Source organism: Luteibacter sahnii (assembly GCF_034063545.1).
Taxonomy (GTDB): Bacteria; Pseudomonadota; Gammaproteobacteria; order Xanthomonadales; family Rhodanobacteraceae; genus Luteibacter; species Luteibacter sahnii.
This window is the reverse complement of record NZ_JAQLOK010000002.1, coordinates 978,166-993,840: the sequence shown is the minus strand read 5'-3', so window position 1 is coordinate 993,840 and position 15,675 is coordinate 978,166. Positions and strand designations below refer to the sequence as shown.

Here is a 15,675-nt window from a genome sequence, read left to right as displayed (position 1 = left end):
ACTCACCCCCATGTGTGGTGTATGCGTCTGCCCGGCGGGCGCCGAACACCGGCGCCCGCTCAGAAAATGTCGTAGGCGTGGTCCTGCTGCTCCTCTTGCTGTTTCTGTTGCGCCTGCTCGCGGAGATGGTCGACATCTTCGACCTTCATGATTTCGTTCATGCCGCCGGGCGAAGGCAGGCCCGAGGCCGGGTCGATCTGCACCGTGGCGATGCCGGGCGGCATGGCGAGCGTGTGCGAGGGTTTGTCCTTCAGCACGGCGCCCATGTAGTCCATCCAGATCGGCAGCGCGGCCTTGGCGCCGAATTCGCCGCGACCCAGCGAACTGAAGTCATCGAAGCCCACCCATACCGCGGTGGCGTAATCCCCGTTGAAGCCCACGAACCAGGCATCCCGGTGATCGTTGGTGGAACCGGTCTTGCCGGCGAGGTCGTCGCGTCCCAGCGCGCGCGCCGCGGAGCCGGTGCCGCGCTTGATGACGTCCATCATCATCGAGGTGACCAGGTAGTCGTTGCGCACGTCGATGACGTGGGGCGCCAGCTTGGGCGGCTGGCTCGCGTTGTCGTGGGCATCGGCCGGCAGTACCGCGTCGCCCGTCCCGTTGCCGCCGGCGCTGCCCGCGCTGGCCGGCTTGGCCGGGATGAGTGCGGTGGACGGCTGCGTCGGCGGACCGGGCGGCGTCGGATTGAGCAGGCGCTCCTGGCAGTCGGCGCAGGCACGCTCGGGGTTGGCCACGTAGACCGGATGTCCATCGCGGTCATCGATGCGCGAGATGAAATACGGCGTAATCAGGTACCCGCCGTTGGCGAACACGGCATAGGCGCGCGCCATCGCCATCGGCGAGACCGACGCCGTGCCCAGGGCAAGCGAGAGATTCTGCGGAAGCGCGTCCGGCGTGAAGCCGAAGCGGGTCGCATAGTCGCGAACGTAGCGCACGCCCACGGCATCGAGCAGCCGCACCGACACGAGGTTCTTCGACTGCACCAGCGCCTCGCGCAGGCGCATGGGGCCGTTGAACTTGTTGTCGTCGTTGGCGGGCGTCCACATGCCGTCGGGACGCGAAGGATCGGGGAAGGCCACCGGGGCGTCGTTGACGATCGAGGCCGGCGTGAAGCCACGCTCGAAGGCTGCCGAGTAAAGGAACGGCTTGAAGCTCGACCCCGGCTGGCGCGCCGCCATCACCGCGCGGTTGAACTTGGAGCGCACGAAACTGAAGCCGCCGACGAGCGCGCGCACCGCGCCGTCTTCCGGGTTGAGCGAGACCAGGGCCGCCTGCACCGCCGGGATCTGGGTCAGGCGCCAGGGGCCTTTCTGCGGTGCGGCCTTGCCGGTTTCCGTGCCGGCGGCGGTGTCCGATGCCTTGGCGTCCTCGGCGATGTCGTCCTTTTCGCTGCGGATGAGGCGCACGATGTCGCCTCGTTTAAGCACGGCGTCGACCCGGGTCGGCGTGGCGCCGGCCCGGCCTTCGTTGACGTAGGGACGCGCCCAGGCGATGGATTCCAGGCTCAGCGTGGCCGTCTCCTTCGCGGACAGGTACACCTTGGCCTCCTTCGGACCGGTTTCCGTCACGATGCCGGGCATCATGCCGGCCACGCTCGTGTAGCCGGCGAGAATGCGGTCGTAATCGTCCGGGCCGGCCTGGGCCGGGAGTTCTTCGTGACCCTCGGGGCCGCGGTAGCCGTGGCGGCGATCGTAGGCCGAGAGCTTGCCGCGCAAGGCTTCGTTGGCGGCGTTCTGGTCTTCGCTGGACACCGTGGTGTGCACCACGTAGCCCTCGGTGAGCGCGTCGTTGCCAAGCTTCTCGAGGGTCTGCTGGCGCACCATTTCGGCAAGGTAGGGCGCGTCGACCTCGATCTGCTGTTCGTGCGGGAACGCGTCGTTGGGTTCCTTGATGGCCTCGTCGTGCTCCGCCTGGGTGATGAAGTGGTTGGAGAGCATCTGGCCCAGCACCCAGTTGCGCCGGGCGATCATCCGCCGCGGGTTGTTCAGGGGGTTGACCACCGAGGGCAACTGGAAGGTCGAGGCGATGGTGGCGCACTCGGCCACGGTGAGCTGGTCGAGCGTCTTGCCGTAATAGTAGGAAGCGGCAGCCGCCACGCCGTAGGAGCGGTGGCCCAGGAACATCTTGTTGAGGTAGAGCTCGAGGATCTGGTCCTTGGTGAGTTCGTTTTCCATCCGCAGCGCGATGAACATCTCGGTAAGCTTGCGCGAATAGAGCTTCTCGGGGCTCAGGAAGAAATTGCGGGCCACCTGCTGGGTGATGGTCGATCCGCCGGGGCCCTTGTCACCGCCGGAGACGATCACGTGAAGACCTGCGCGGGCGATGCCGTGCCAATCGATGCCGGGGTGGCTATAGAAATCGCCATCCTCGGCCGATAAGACAGCATTCTTGAGGCGTACGGGCACGTCGGCGATATGCACGGGGATGCGCCGGGTCTCGCCGAACGACGCGATGAGCTTGCCGTCGGAGCTCAGCACCCGGAGGGGCACCTGCATGTGGTAGTCGCGCAGGACCGCGACCGAGGGGAGGCGGGGCGCCAGGAGCCAGTAGGCGACGCCCACCGCCCCGGCGACGAAAAGGATGCCGGCCAGGGCGAGGTACAACGCATACCGCAACAAACGCTTGAGGATTCGCATGGATGGAGACTTCGTCACCGGCTTCTGGGTCGAGCCGGAGTATAGAGCCAAGCCGTTCGCAAGGACCGGATGGGTACGCTCGACGGGTTGTCAGGGGTAGGCGCTAACCCGGTGATCGGATTTGTGAAATAGTGCCGTTGCGCGGTCTGGGGCGGCCGTTGCCAATCCGTTAAGTTTTCGATCTAATGCCATCGCGCCAAAGACCATTCCAAGAAGGCGCGTGGCGCATAGGGGGACATCGTGGGGCTCTTTACACCCAAATCGGCGCCGCTGATCGGCGTCGACATCAGTTCGACCGCGGTCAAACTGTTGCAGCTGAGCCAGGCAGGCGGCCGATTCCGGGTCGAGCATTATGCCGTCGAGCCGTTGCCCCCCAACGCCGTGGTCGAGAAGAACATCGTCGAGGTCGAGGCGGTGGGCGAGGCCATCCGCCGCGCCCTGGCCCGGTCCGGTTCCAAGGCGCGGCATGCCGCCGCCGCGGTGGCCGGTTCCGCGGTGATCACCCGCGTCATCCCCATGTCGGCCGACCTCTCCGAGGATGACCTCGAAGGCCAGATCCTGGTCGAGGCCAACCAGTACATCCCTTACCCCATCGAAGAAGTGAGCCTCGACTTCGAGGTGCTGGGGCCGGTGCGCGACAACCCCGAGATGAACAACGTGCTGCTCGCGGCCTCGCGCACCGAGAACGTGGACATGCGCATCGCCGCGCTCGACCTGGGCGGACTGACCGCCAAGGTGGTCGACGTGGAGGCGTTCGCCATGGAAAACGCCTTCGGGATGGTCGCCGACCAGCTCCAGGTGTCGCGCGACGCCCTCGTCGCGATGGTGGACATCGGCGCCACCATGACGACCCTGGCGGTGCTGAAGAACCAGCGCACCATCTACTCCCGCGAGCAGGTCTTCGGCGGCAAGCAGCTGACCGACGAGATCATGCGCCGCTACGGCCTCTCCTACGAGGAGGCGGGCCGCGCCAAGCGCAAGGGCGGCCTTCCCGAGTCCTATGAGATGGAAGCCCTGGAGCCGTTCAAGGAATCCGTCGTCCAGCAGGTCAGCCGACTGCTCCAGTTCTTCTTCGCCGGCAGCGAATACAGCCGCGTCGACCAGGTGGTGCTGGCCGGGGGCTGCGCCTCCATCGACGGCATCACCGAGCTGCTCGAGCAGCAGATCGGCGTGCCCTGCATCGTCGCCAACCCGCTCGCGCGCATGGCGCTGTCCAACCGGGTGCAGGCCCAGACCCTCGCCCAGGACGCCCCGGCCCTGATGATCGCCGTCGGGCTGGCCATGAGGAGCTTCGACTGATGGCACGCATCAACCTCCTTCCCTGGCGCGCCGAGCGGCGGAAGCTGCGCGAACGGGAGTTCTACCTCCAACTGGGCATGGCCTTCGGCGCGGCGCTGGTGGTGCTGATCGCGTGGTCGTTCTGGATGGACGCCCGCATCGACAACCAGAACGACCGCAACACCTACCTCCAGGGCGAGATCACGCAGCTCGACGGCCGCATCGAGAAGATCAAGGAACTGGAGAAGGTCCGTTCCGACCTGCTCCAGCGCAAGCAGATCATCGAGCAGCTCCAGGCCAACCGGTCGCAGATGGTCCACCTGTTCGACGAACTGGTGAAGACGATCCCGGCCAGCGCCCGTCTGACCGGCATGAAGCAGACCGGCGACTCGATGTCCCTGGACGGCGTGGCCCAGTCCAACTCCAGCGTGGCCGACTACATGCGCAACCTCGAAGGCTCGCCCTGGATGGGCCATGCCGACCTGCGCAAGACCGAGAACACCCACGACACCTCGCGCATGCCGTACCGCTTCGGACTCGACGTGAAACTCAACACCCCGGCGGACACCGGTGCCGCGGGCGCCCCCGCCGCCGCCTCGACCGCGGCGGCCCCGGCCGCCAGCGTCCCGGCGCCGCTGGCACGCGCCGCCACCGCGATCGCGGCCCCGGCCCAGCCGGCGCCCGCCGCCAGCACGGGAGGGGCCAAGCCGTGAAGTTCCTCGACGACCTGCGCAACCTCGATCGCAACAACATTGGCGGCTGGCCGCGTTCGGTAAAGATGTTCTTTACCGGCCTGGTCTTTGCGATCGTCACTTTCTTCGGCTGGTACCTCTACATCAGCGACCAGCAGGACGACCTCGCGAATGCCGAGCAAAAGGAGGAGTCGCTCAAACAGGACTTCTCGCAGAAGCAGTCCAAGGCGGCCAACCTCGAGGCGCTCGAGCAGCAGCTGGATGAAATGAAGGACATGCTGCGCACCTTGCTGCGCCAGCTGCCCAGCAAGACCGAGATGCCCGAACTGCTCGTCGATATCTCGCAGACTGCGTTGGCCGCCGGCATCGAGACGGAGCTGTTCCAGCCCGGTCCGGAAACGCCGAAAGACTTCTACGCCGAGAAGCCGATCACGCTGCGCATGGTCGGCACGTACCACCAGTTCGGCAGCTTCATCAGCGGCGTGGCCTCGCTGCCCCGCGTGGTGATCCTGACGCTGCACGACGTATCGCTCAGCCCGAAGGACGGCGACAAGAAGGGCGGCTCGTCCGGTCAGCTGATCCTCCAGGGCACGGTCAAGACCTACCGCTACCTCGACGATGACGAGACGGCGGCCCAGGCCAAGAAGACCGACAAGGCGGGGGGCAAGTGATGAGCCAGGTTTTCGCACGCGCACGCGTCGCGCTGCTGGCGACGGCCGCCGCCGTCGCCCTGGGCGGTTGCACCCGCGGCACCTCCGACCTGCACGAGTGGGTGGATGCCGAAAAACACAAGAAGGGCGAGCCGATTCCGGCGCTGCCGGTGATTCGCACCTTCGAGACCTTCGCCTACCAGGACCAGAGCGCGCGCGACCCGTTCAGTCCGAGCGCGGCCGAGGCCGAAACCACAGCCACGTCCGGACCGCGACCCGACGAAAACCGCCCCAAGGAGCCGTTGGAGATGTTCTCCCTCGACAGCCTGAAGATGGTGGGCACGTTCGGCAGCGGCCCTGCCATGCAGGCGCTGGTGCAGGATCCGGACGGCGTGATCCACAAGGTCCATCGCAATGAATACATGGGGCAGGCGTACGGTCGCATCACCGCGGTGAGCGAGGATCGTATCGACCTGGTCGAACTGGTGCCCAACGGAGCCGGCGGCTGGATGGAGCGCCAGGCAAGCATCTCGGTCGGCGACAAATGAGTATCTCGGGGATGACGCACATGACCACCACTTTCCACCGCCTGCCGGGGCTCGCCCGTCGATGGATCCTCGGCGTGGCGATGGCCGCGCTCGGTTTCGCCGGCCAGGCCGCGGCGTCCAACACGCTGCGCGACGTCAGCTATGTCGCCGAGCCCGGCGGACGCGTGCAGTTCACGCTGACGTTCGCCCAGAACGCGCCGACGCCGAAGGTGTTCACCACCACGAACCCGCCGCGCATCGCGATCGACCTGGCCGACACCAAGAACGGCTACTCCACGCGACGGGTCAACGTCGGCAAGGGCGCCACCTCGGCCCTTTCGATCGTCGAGGCGGGCGGGCGCACGCGGGTGACCATCGAGTTGTTCCGCGAATCGGCCTACCGCACCAAGGTCAACGGCAACGAGCTCACCATCGAGGTGAACAACGGCCCGACCGGTGCGACCACCACGACGGCCGTGGTGTCCGATCCCACCAAGGCGCTGCCGTCGGGCGCGGGCCTGCCGGTGTCCAACATCGACTTCCGCCGCGGCCAGAACGGCGAGGGCCGGGTCATGGTGACCCTGGGCGGTCCGTCCGCCGGCACGCCGGAGATGCACCGCGACGGTGACCACGTCATCCTCAGCCTGCCCGGTTCGTCGCTGCCGCCGAAGTTCGCCCAGCGCCTGGACGTCGTCGACTTCGCCACGCCGGTGCTGTCGATCACGTCCAAGACCGCCCCGGGCGGTGCCCGGATGGACATCCAGACCAAGGGCGAGGTGGAAGTCTCCTCCTACCAGAACGGCAACGACTACGTGGTCGAGGTCGCGCCCAAGAAGGCGGCCGCGCCCACGGGCAAGCTCGCCAAGGGGCAGGACCCGGTCTATTCCGGTTCGCGCTTCACCCTCAACTTCCAGAACATCCCCGTGCGCTCGGCCCTGCAGCTGATCGCGGACGAGGCCAAGCTCAATCTGGTCGCCTCCGACAGCGTCGGCGGCAGCGTGACGCTTCGCCTGGTCAACACGCCCTGGGACCAGGCCCTCGACGTGATCCTGCGTGCCAAGGGCCTGGACAAGCGCCGCAGCGGCAATGTCATCTGGATCGCGCCGCAGGCCGAGCTGGCCAACTACGAGCAGAGCATCGCCGACGCCCGCCAGAAGGCCGAGGATTCGGCGCAACTGGTCTCCGACTACGTGCCCATCAGCTACGGCAAGGCCGAGGACATCGCCAAGCTGCTGACCCAGGGCAGCCTGCAGGGTGGCGGCGGCACGACCGGCAACAACACGCCCCACGGTTTCCTGTCCGCGCGCGGCAGCGTCTCGTTCGACGAGCGCACCAACACGCTGCTCCTCAACGACACGCCGGACAAGATCCGCGACCTGCGCGAACTCATCGCGACGCTCGACCGTCCGGTGCAACAGGTGCTGATCGAGTCGCGCATCGTCGCCGCGTCCGACACCTTCACCCGCCAGCTCGGCGTGCGCTGGGGTGCCCAGGCCTTCCGTACCAACTCCAGCGGCCAGGTCATCAGCACCACCCCCGACCTGAGCAGCGGTGGCTCGGATACCGCCGCCGGTGGCGCGGCCAACCTCGCCACGCAGGTGCACAACTTCAACAACGGCACGAATACGTCGAATACGCTGACCTTCCCCGGCGGCTACAACGTCAACCTGCCGGCGACCAATCCGGCGGGCAGCCTGGGCCTGGCGATCCTTGGCTCGAACTATCTCGTCGACCTTGAACTCTCTGCCGCGCAGACCGAGGGTCGCAGCGAGGTCATCTCCAGCCCCCGCGTGATCACGGCCAACCAGCAGGAAGCGGTGATCAAGCAGGGTACGGAGATCGGCTACGTGACCTACCAGGCCTCGAACTCCGGCGGCGGTGCGCAGAACGCCACCGTTCAGTTCAAGGATGCCGTGCTCGAACTGCGCGTCACGCCGACGATCACGTCCGACAGCCGCGTCTACCTGAAGATCAACGTGAAGAAGGATGCGTTGAACCAGTTTATCGCCTCCCCCGGCGGCGGGTCCGTGCCCCAGATCGACACGCGGGAGATCAACACGTCCGTGCTCGTCGACAACGGCCAGACCGTCGTCCTCGGCGGCATCTACGAAATCACCAAGTCCAACACCACGAAGAAAGTACCTGGCCTCGGCGATATTCCGGTCCTCGGCGTCCTGTTCCGCAACACGTCGCGACAGAATGACAAGGCCGAGCTGCTGATCTTCGTGACGCCGCGCATCCTGAGCGAATCATTGCAGTAAGTACCGCTCGACGTTCCGCTTCCGGTAGGCCCGCTTCGGCGGGCCTGCCTTTTTGTATCCGGGGTGCCGGAAGGGGCGATTAAACTTATTGCCCCGGTCGTGGTCTCATGGGCCAAGAAACCCACACCCGAGATCCACCATGTCCGACACGCCCATCGCCTCGACGCCTCTCCAGGAGGCTTTCGTTCGCCTGCGCGACGAGCTGGCCCGAGGCATCATCGGCCAGCCCCACCTGGTCGAATGCCTGCTGATCGCGCTGCTCGCCGATGGTCACCTCCTGGTCGAAGGCGCGCCCGGACTCGCCAAGACCACCGCCATCAAGGCGCTGGCCACCCGCATCGAAGCCGATTTCCACCGCATCCAGTTCACGCCGGACCTGCTGCCGGCCGACCTCACCGGCACGGACATCTTCCGCCCGCAGACGGGCACCTTCGAGTTCGAGCGCGGGCCGCTGTTCCACAACATCGTGCTCGCCGACGAGATCAACCGCGCGCCGGCCAAGGTGCAATCCGCGCTGCTGGAAGCGATGGCCGAGCGGCAGATCACCATCGGCCGGCGCACCTGGCCGTTGCCCGATCTCTTCATGGTCATGGCCACGCAGAACCCGATCGAGCAGGAAGGCACGTTCGCGCTTCCCGAGGCGCAGCTGGATCGCTTCCTCATGCACGTGACCATCGGGTATCCCGACGCGACGGCCGAACTGGCGATCCTGCGCCTGGCCCGCGAGCAGGCGAAGCAGGTGATGCATCCCGCCGCACCGGTGGCCCATCTGCTGCGTCCCCACGACGTCTTCGCCGCACGCGACGCCGTGCTTGCCGTGCACATGGCGCCGCCCCTGGAGCTGTACGTGACGCAGATCGTCGTCGCGTCGCGCGAGGCCGCCAAATACGGTCCGGAGCTGGCCCGCTGGATCGCCTGGGGCGCCAGTCCGCGCGCCACCATCGCGCTGGATCGTTGCGCGCGTGCGCACGCGTGGCTCGCCGGCCGCGATTACGTGTTGCCCGAAGACATCCACGCGGTGGCGCACGACGTGCTCCGTCACCGCGTGCTGCCCAGCTACGAGGCCGAAGCCGAGGGCGTGCGCGTGGATACCATCGTCGACCGCCTCCTGGACCTCGTGCCGCTGCCGTGAACGCCGTCGTTGCCCCCGATGGGCGCGTTCGCGTCTCGCTGCCCGAACTGATCGCCCTGCGTTCACGCGCCATGCGCGCGCCCGCGCCCCCCGTCGTCTCACGCGCGCCACGCAGCGGCCAACGTCCCGGGCGCCTGCACGGACGTGGCATGGATTACGCCGAGTCGCGCGTCTACCAGGCGGGGGACGATGTGCGCCGCATGGACTGGCGACTCACCGCGCGCAGTGGCGTGGCTCACACCAAGCTCTTCCAGGAAGAACGCGAAGGCCGGCTGCTGGTGTTGCTCGATACGAACGCCAGCATGCGTTTCGGGACCCGTGTGCGCTTCAAGTCGGTGCAGGCGGCCCGGGTGGCCGCGCTCGCGGCGTGGTACGCGATACGTGGCGGCGATCGGGTGGGCGTCCTGTCGTTCGGCGCCCAGCGCCAGTTGGTGAAGCCGCAGGGCGGCGCGCGTGGCGCGCTCGCCGTCGCGGGTGCCATCGCCGCGTGGGACGCTGCCCCGGTCGGCGACGATGAAAGCCTGTCCGCCGCGCTGCAGCGGGCGGGTCGGTTGATGCACGGCGCATCGCGCGTGCTGCTGGTGAGCGACGGTTTCTGCGTCGACGACGCCGCGCGCGGCCGGATGCTCGGTCTTGTCGGCAAGGCCGAGGTGTCGGTCCTCAACGTGGCCGATCCGCTGGAGATGGCCGAGCCGCCACCTGGGCGCTATCCGCTGGCGCATCGAGGCCAGCACTACGACGTCACCCTGTACGGCGAGCGCGAGAGGGCCGAGTTCGCGCGCTCGCTCGGTGACGGTCGTCGCCGCCTGCTCGCGTTGGCGAGCGGACTGAATCTGCGCCATCGCACGATCGATACCACCGCCGATCCGCTCGACGCCCTGGTCGCCTTGCTTGGCGTGAGGAAAGCCTGATGCCGCAGAATGTGCCCGTCCTGCGCGACATCCACGTGCCTGAGGTCTCAATGTGGTGGCCGCTGGCGCCGGGTTGGTGGGTGTTGATCGCGCTCGCGCTGATCGCTGTCGCCATCGCGATCCATGCCTGGCGCCGCCGCGTCGCCCGCCGCCGCCGGGCTGACGCCGTGCTCGCCGAATTGCATGCGGCGCGCGAGCGCCACGCCGTCGATGGCGACGCCGCAGCGTTCGCCGCGAGCGTCAACCAGTTGCTGCGTCGCGTGGCGCGCCTGCGCGATCCGCGCAGTGTCACGCTCAGCGGCGACGCGTGGGCGCGTGCGCTGGCCGCCCAGGCGCCACGCGCCGACGTCGCGCTGCTCGTCGCGCTCGATGCAGCGATGTATCGGCCGCGCGCCGACATCGACGTCGCCGGCACCTGCCGCGACGCCGATGCCTGGATACGCGCCGCCTTGCGGAGATCGTCCCGTGTCACTGCCTGAATTCGCCTGGCCCTGGCTCTTCGTCGTCTTGCCGCTGCCCTGGCTGATGCGCCGCGTGCTGCGGCCCATCCGACCGTCACAGGCGCTCAATCTGCCGCATCCCGGCCTCACGCTCGCCCAGGGCCCGATGGCCCGCGCGCCGTTCGGCGCCACGCTCCTGCTCGTACTGGCCTGGCTCTGCCTGGTCACGGCGGCGGCGCGACCGCAATGGCTGGGGCCGCCGGAGCCGCAGCGCCGTAGCGGCCGCGCGACGATGCTCGCGGTCGATCTTTCCGGAAGCATGTCGCTCGACGACATGGTGCTGGCCGGACGGCAGGTGTCGCGTTTCGCCGCGGTGGAAGCCATCGCCGGCGACTTTATCGATCGTCGTGTCGGCGACGAACTGGGCCTGATCCTTTTCGGTTCGCAGGCCTACCTTGTCACGCCGTTGACCTACGATCTCGACGCGGTGCGCGCGCAATTGCACGGTGCCGTCGTGGGCCTGCCCGGACGCGAGACCGCCATCGGCGACGCGCTTGCCGTCGCGGTGAAGCGCCTGGCCGACATGCCCGAGCAGGCGCGTGTCGTGGTGCTGCTGACCGATGGCGTGAACAACTCCGGCGCCATCTCGCCGCGGGAGGCCGCCCGTGCCGCGAAGGCGGCCGGCGTGCGGATCTACACGATCGGCATCGGCGCCACCGCGATGCGCGTGGATGACCTCTTCGGAGCGCATACGGTGAATCCTTCCGCCGACCTCGACGTCGGCATGCTCACCGATATCGCGAAGGAAACCGGGGGCAAGTTCTTCCGCGCCACCGATACGCAGCAGATCGCCGATGCCTATCGCGCCATCGATCAGCTCGAACCCGTGCCGCAACAAGGCGCCGCCTTGCGGCCGCGTTATGAGCTGTTCCGGTGGCCGCTCCTGGCATCGCTCGTTTTGCTGGCGCTGGCGACGCTGCCGGGCCTCATCGCACGGAGGGCGCGCGCATGAGCACGCTGGCGTCGTTCCATTTCATCCAGCCCCACTGGCTGTGGCTTCTTCTGCTGGTGCCGCCGCTGGCCTGGCTGGTCGCACGGCGTCAGCCCGGCACCCGCGTGCTGGCGCGACTCGCCGATCCCGCGCTGCTGCCTCACCTGCTCGACGGTGCCCCCATGACGACACGCGCGCCGGCCGTCGCGTTCGCCTCGGCGGCGATACTCGCGGTGTTCGCGCTCGCCGGCCCCACCTGGAGTCGGCAGACCCAGCAGCTCTACGCGGGGCAGAGCGCCCAGGTGGTGGTGCTGTCGATGTCGCCGCACATGCTGTCGCACGATGTCGTGCCCGATCGCCTGAGTCGCGCCCGTTACAAGGTGCGAGAGCTCTATCGCGCCAATGCGAGCGGTCTGAATGCACTTATCGCCTACACCGGCGAACCGTTCACCGTCGCGCCGCTGACCACCGACGCGCACAGTGTCGATGACCTGCTCAATGCGCTATCGCCGGACACGATGCCCGTCGACGGCGACGATCCCGGCAAGGCGATCGACATGGCGGTCGAACTCATCCGTCATGCCGGCTTGCACGGCGGTTCGATCGTGCTGGTGACCGACCATGCGGACGCCGCGGCGGATGCGGCCGCGCGTCGGGCCCGCGCCGCCGGCGATCGCGTATCCGTTCTGGGCATCGGCACGACGCGCGGTGGGCCGATCACGAGTCCCGACGGCGGTTTCGTCAAGGATGCCCAGGGCACCATCGTGATGGGTGCGCGCGACGACGCCTCGCTGTCCGCCTTGGCCGCGGCCGGCGGCGGCCGTTTCGTCCCGGTGGCGAACGATGGGTCGGACGTGGCGACGCTGTCGTCCCTGCTCAAGGACGACGGCGAGGGCACGTCGGTCGCCGGGGCGACGTCCGGCCAGTGGCAGGATCGCGGCCCGTGGCTGTTGTTGCCGCTGTTGCCGTTGGTGGCGCTGGTATTCCGTCGCGGCTGGTTGATCGTGCTGGCGCTGGCCGTGCTGCCGCTGTCGCCGGCACGCGCCGCCGATGGCCTGGGCGACGTCTTCCGCACCCGCGACCAGCAGGCGGCGCGCGCGCTCGCCGCCGGTGAGGCGGCCAAGGCACAGTCGCTGGCCACGACGTCGTCGTTGCGTGGCGCGGCCGCCTATCGTGCGGGCGACTACGCCGCCGCCGTCGCCGCGTTGAAGAACGGCAAGGACAGCGATTCGCAGTACAACCTCGGCAACGCGCTGGCGAAGCAACAGCGCTACGAAGACGCCCTCGCCGCCTACGACCGCGCGTTGAAAGCCAACCCCGGCAACGCCGATGCCGCCGCCAACCGCAAGGCGGTGGACGACTTCCTCAAGCAGCAGCAACAACAGCAGAAGCCGCAGGACAAAAACGACGACAGGAAGGGTCAGGGTGGCAAGCAGGGCGACAAGAGCGCCGGCAAGCAGGGCCAGAACGACCCGAAAAACCCGCAGGGTTCGCAGGGTGGCCAGGACAACCCGGCTCAGGGCGGCCAGGACAACACGTCGTCCGGTGACAAGGGAGACGACAAGGGTTCGCCCCCGTCGGGCGATCCGTCCAAGGCGGGTGAGGGCGACGGCAAGGATCGCAGCGCGTCGCAAGACGCCGCCGGGGAGCCGCAGGGCGACGCCAAGGCGTCCTCCGAGGCCCAGCGCGCCGAAGCGCAGAAAGCGCAGTCCGCGCTCAAGCAGCAGCTCGACGCGGCCCTGGGCAAAGACGGCCAGGCCAGGAAAAGCGACGACAAGGGCGCGCACGATCTGGGCGTGCTGTCGGCCGACGATGCGTCCTCGAAGCTGCCGGCCGACGTGCGCCGGTCGCTGATGCGCGTGCCGGACGATCCGGGTGGTCTGTTGCGTAGAAAGTTCATGCTCGAGTACCAGCAAAGGCATGGTGCGGAGCCGGAGGAATGACGATGCGTGGTGTGCGTTACCTGGTGGCGGTGGCCGTGCTCTGGCCCATGCTGGCGTGGGCCCAGGCGGCGCCCACGGCGTCGCTCGATCGTCCCCGCGTCGGCCTGGGCGAGACGGTGACGCTCAACATCCAGATAGGGGACGGCGATGCCGATGCGCCCGACCTCTCGCCGTTGTCCGCCGACTTCGTCGTGCTCGGCACCTCGACCAACCATACGCTGAGCATCGTCAACGGCCATCGCGAAGCGCATACGATCCTGGGCGTGGCCCTGCGCCCGCGTCGCGAAGGCCACTTGACCGTGCCGGCGCTCGCGATCGGCGCGCAGAAGACGCCTCCGCTGGATCTCGACGTCGAGGCGCCGGGCAAGACCGCCGGCACCGCGAATCCCGACGCGCCGGTGCACCTGGAGGACATGGTCAATCCGACCCATGCGTACGTCGGCCAGCAGATCGACTACACGTTGCGCCTCTATTTCACCAACCTGGCCGACGGCAATCTCGGCGACCCCGCCGCCGACGGCGCCGAAGTCCGGCGCGTCGGCCAGGATGCGAACTACCAGACCACTCGCGGCAACCGGCGTTTCAACGTGGTCGAACGCCATTACGCCATCTTCCCGCAGCGCCCGGGCACGTTGGACATCCAGCCGCCTACGTTCCAGGGCACCGTCGTCGATCCCAACGACATGGATGCCTTCTTTGGATCGGGATCGCCGGTCAGCACCGTCGGCCAGCCGTTGCGCGTGGAGGTGCGCGGACGCCCGTCCGGGGCCGCGGATGGCGCCTGGATACCCGCCCGTTCGCTGTCGCTCTCGCTCGACGGCCTGCCTGCCGACGGCAAGGCCACCGTCGGCCAGCCGGTGACGCTGACCATGCGGCTGGAGGCCGTGGGCATGCCGTTCGAGGCGTTGCCCGCGCTCTCGCTGCCCACGCTCGACGGCGCGGATGTCTATCCCGACAAGGCCGCCACCGGCGGCAGCACGAGCGGACCGTGGATCACCGGACGGCGCCAGCAGGCATTCGCCGTGGTGCCGACGCGTCCGGGCACGTTGCATATCCCGGAGACGACGCTGCATTGGTGGAACGTGGTCACCGACAAGCCGGAGGAGGCGACGATCCCGGCACACGATATCCAGGTGGCGCCCGGTAGTGGCGCACCCGCGAAGGCCATGCCGCCCCGTGCCCCGGTCACCGGCGCGTCGCCGTCGGCATCGCCTGCGGCCGCCCCGGTCGCCGGTGCCCGAAGCCCGTGGCTCTGGGGCTTCGCGGCGCTGGCCGTGCTGTGGATCGCGACCCTGCTCGGGTGGTGGCTGACATGGCGTCGGCGCGGTGCCCGGGAACCGGTGGCGCCCGCACCCTCGGGCAGTGCGATACCGGTTCGTGAGGGCGCGACGCGCGACGCGTTTCTTCGGGCGACGGGACACGCCGACGCGCAGGCCGTGGAACGCGCCTTGCTCGCCTGGGCGCGCACCTACCACCCGGCGATCCGCTCGCTCGGCGCGCTGTCCCCGCTGCTGCGCGAGGGACCGCAGCGCGACGCCATCGCCACGCTGCAGCGTGCCCGCTTTGCCGGCGGCACGTGGCAGGGCGGCATGCTCAAGGATGCCTTCGCGCGCGGTTTCGACTGGAAACCCGCCGATGGCGCCGATCACGGCCCGCTGCCCCCGCTTTATCCCCGCTGACCTAACGCGTCGAGGGCGGCGCGATAGGCGCGCGTCGCCGCCGCGCTGAAGGTACAGAAGATGACCGCCTCAGGCCGCCATGGCGCGGTCAGCACCGTGTCCACGGCGATGCGGGCCGCGTCGTCCATCGGGTAGCCGTAAACGCCGGCGCTGATGGCGGGAAACGCGATCGAAGCCACAGCATGCTCCCGCGCCAGGCGCAGGCAATGCGCATAGCAGGCTGCCAGCAAGCGAGCCTCCCCGTGCCCACCCCCGCGCCACACCGGTCCGACCGTATGCACGACATACCGTGCCGGCAGGTCGAAGCCCGGGGTGAGCCGGGCCTCGCCCGTGGGGCAACGCACCCCCTGGCGCGTTTCCGGCAGATCGCGGCAGGCCGCGAGCAGGCGCGGGCCGGCCGCGCGATGGATCGCCCCGTCCACGCCGCCCCCGCCCAGCAGCGACGCGTTAGCCGCGTTGACGATGGCGTCCACGGCCAGGCGGACGATATCAGTCTGTGCGATGTCGACGATCATGCAAAGCTCCTGTGACGGTG

At 68.4% G+C, this 15,675-nt stretch carries 13 protein-coding genes; 11 read left to right on the top strand and 2 right to left on the bottom strand.

Translation table 11 applies throughout. From position 1 onward, the window contains the following. Positions 1-59: 59 nt before the first annotated feature. Positions 60-2,636: a penicillin-binding protein 1A gene (locus tag PI246_RS09780; RefSeq protein WP_320551068.1), complete on the bottom strand. Its 2,577-nt coding sequence runs from the start codon at positions 2,634-2,636 to the stop codon at positions 60-62. A 240-nt stretch (positions 2,637-2,876) separates the two neighbouring features. Here PI246_RS09780 and PI246_RS09775 point away from each other — a divergent pair, with 240 nt between their 5' ends. The 11 genes from PI246_RS09775 to PI246_RS09725 all read left to right on the top strand — a co-directional run bounded on the left by PI246_RS09775 (position 2,877) and on the right by PI246_RS09725 (position 15,140). Continuing rightward, positions 2,877-3,935: a pilus assembly protein PilM gene (locus PI246_RS09775; RefSeq protein ID WP_320551067.1), complete on the top strand. Its 1,059-nt coding sequence runs from the start codon at positions 2,877-2,879 to the stop codon at positions 3,933-3,935. Beyond that, positions 3,935-4,627 (top strand): PilN domain-containing protein, encoded by a 693-nt coding sequence (locus PI246_RS09770; protein ID WP_320551066.1) that lies wholly within the window; start codon positions 3,935-3,937, stop codon positions 4,625-4,627. Before PI246_RS09775 ends, PI246_RS09770 begins: the two co-directional genes overlap by 1 nt. Then, positions 4,624-5,277 carry a type IV pilus inner membrane component PilO gene (locus PI246_RS09765; RefSeq protein WP_320551065.1) on the top strand — a complete coding sequence of 218 codons (654 nt, stop codon included), beginning with the start codon at positions 4,624-4,626 and terminating at the stop codon, positions 5,275-5,277. The genes PI246_RS09770 and PI246_RS09765 overlap by 4 nt, the downstream gene beginning before the upstream one ends. Further along, positions 5,277-5,804 carry a pilus assembly protein PilP gene (locus PI246_RS09760; RefSeq protein ID WP_320551064.1) on the top strand — a complete coding sequence of 176 codons (528 nt, stop codon included), beginning with the start codon at positions 5,277-5,279 and terminating at the stop codon, positions 5,802-5,804. Before PI246_RS09765 ends, PI246_RS09760 begins: the two co-directional genes overlap by 1 nt. A 20-nt stretch (positions 5,805-5,824) precedes the next feature. Beyond that, a complete protein-coding gene (gene pilQ, locus PI246_RS09755; RefSeq protein ID WP_320551063.1) occupies positions 5,825-8,044 on the top strand; it encodes a type IV pilus secretin PilQ in 2,220 nt (739 codons plus the stop codon). 139 nt (positions 8,045-8,183) lie between these two features. After that, positions 8,184-9,176 (top strand): AAA family ATPase, encoded by a 993-nt coding sequence (locus tag PI246_RS09750; RefSeq protein WP_320551062.1) that lies wholly within the window; start codon positions 8,184-8,186, stop codon positions 9,174-9,176. Beyond that, a complete protein-coding gene (locus PI246_RS09745) occupies positions 9,173-10,087 on the top strand; it encodes a DUF58 domain-containing protein (protein ID WP_320551061.1) in 915 nt (304 codons plus the stop codon). The genes PI246_RS09750 and PI246_RS09745 overlap by 4 nt, the downstream gene beginning before the upstream one ends. Then, on the top strand, positions 10,087-10,566 hold the full coding sequence (locus tag PI246_RS09740) for a DUF4381 domain-containing protein (RefSeq protein ID WP_320551060.1): 480 nt from the start codon (positions 10,087-10,089) through the stop codon (positions 10,564-10,566). Before PI246_RS09745 ends, PI246_RS09740 begins: the two co-directional genes overlap by 1 nt. Then, positions 10,559-11,539: a VWA domain-containing protein gene (locus PI246_RS09735; RefSeq protein ID WP_320551229.1), complete on the top strand. Its 981-nt coding sequence runs from the start codon at positions 10,559-10,561 to the stop codon at positions 11,537-11,539. The genes PI246_RS09740 and PI246_RS09735 overlap by 8 nt, the downstream gene beginning before the upstream one ends. Continuing rightward, a complete protein-coding gene (locus PI246_RS09730; protein WP_320551059.1) occupies positions 11,536-13,461 on the top strand; it encodes a tetratricopeptide repeat protein in 1,926 nt (641 codons plus the stop codon). The genes PI246_RS09735 and PI246_RS09730 overlap by 4 nt, the downstream gene beginning before the upstream one ends. After that, the gene (locus PI246_RS09725) at positions 13,458-15,140 is read left to right on the top strand and encodes a BatD family protein (RefSeq protein ID WP_320551058.1); all 1,683 of its coding nucleotides are present in this window, start codon (positions 13,458-13,460) and stop codon (positions 15,138-15,140) included. Before PI246_RS09730 ends, PI246_RS09725 begins: the two co-directional genes overlap by 4 nt. Here PI246_RS09725 and PI246_RS09720 read toward each other — a convergent pair. Next, a complete protein-coding gene (locus tag PI246_RS09720) occupies positions 15,128-15,655 on the bottom strand; it encodes an O-acetyl-ADP-ribose deacetylase (RefSeq protein ID WP_320551057.1) in 528 nt (175 codons plus the stop codon). The genes PI246_RS09725 and PI246_RS09720 overlap by 13 nt on opposite strands. Positions 15,656-15,675 lie beyond the last annotated feature (20 nt).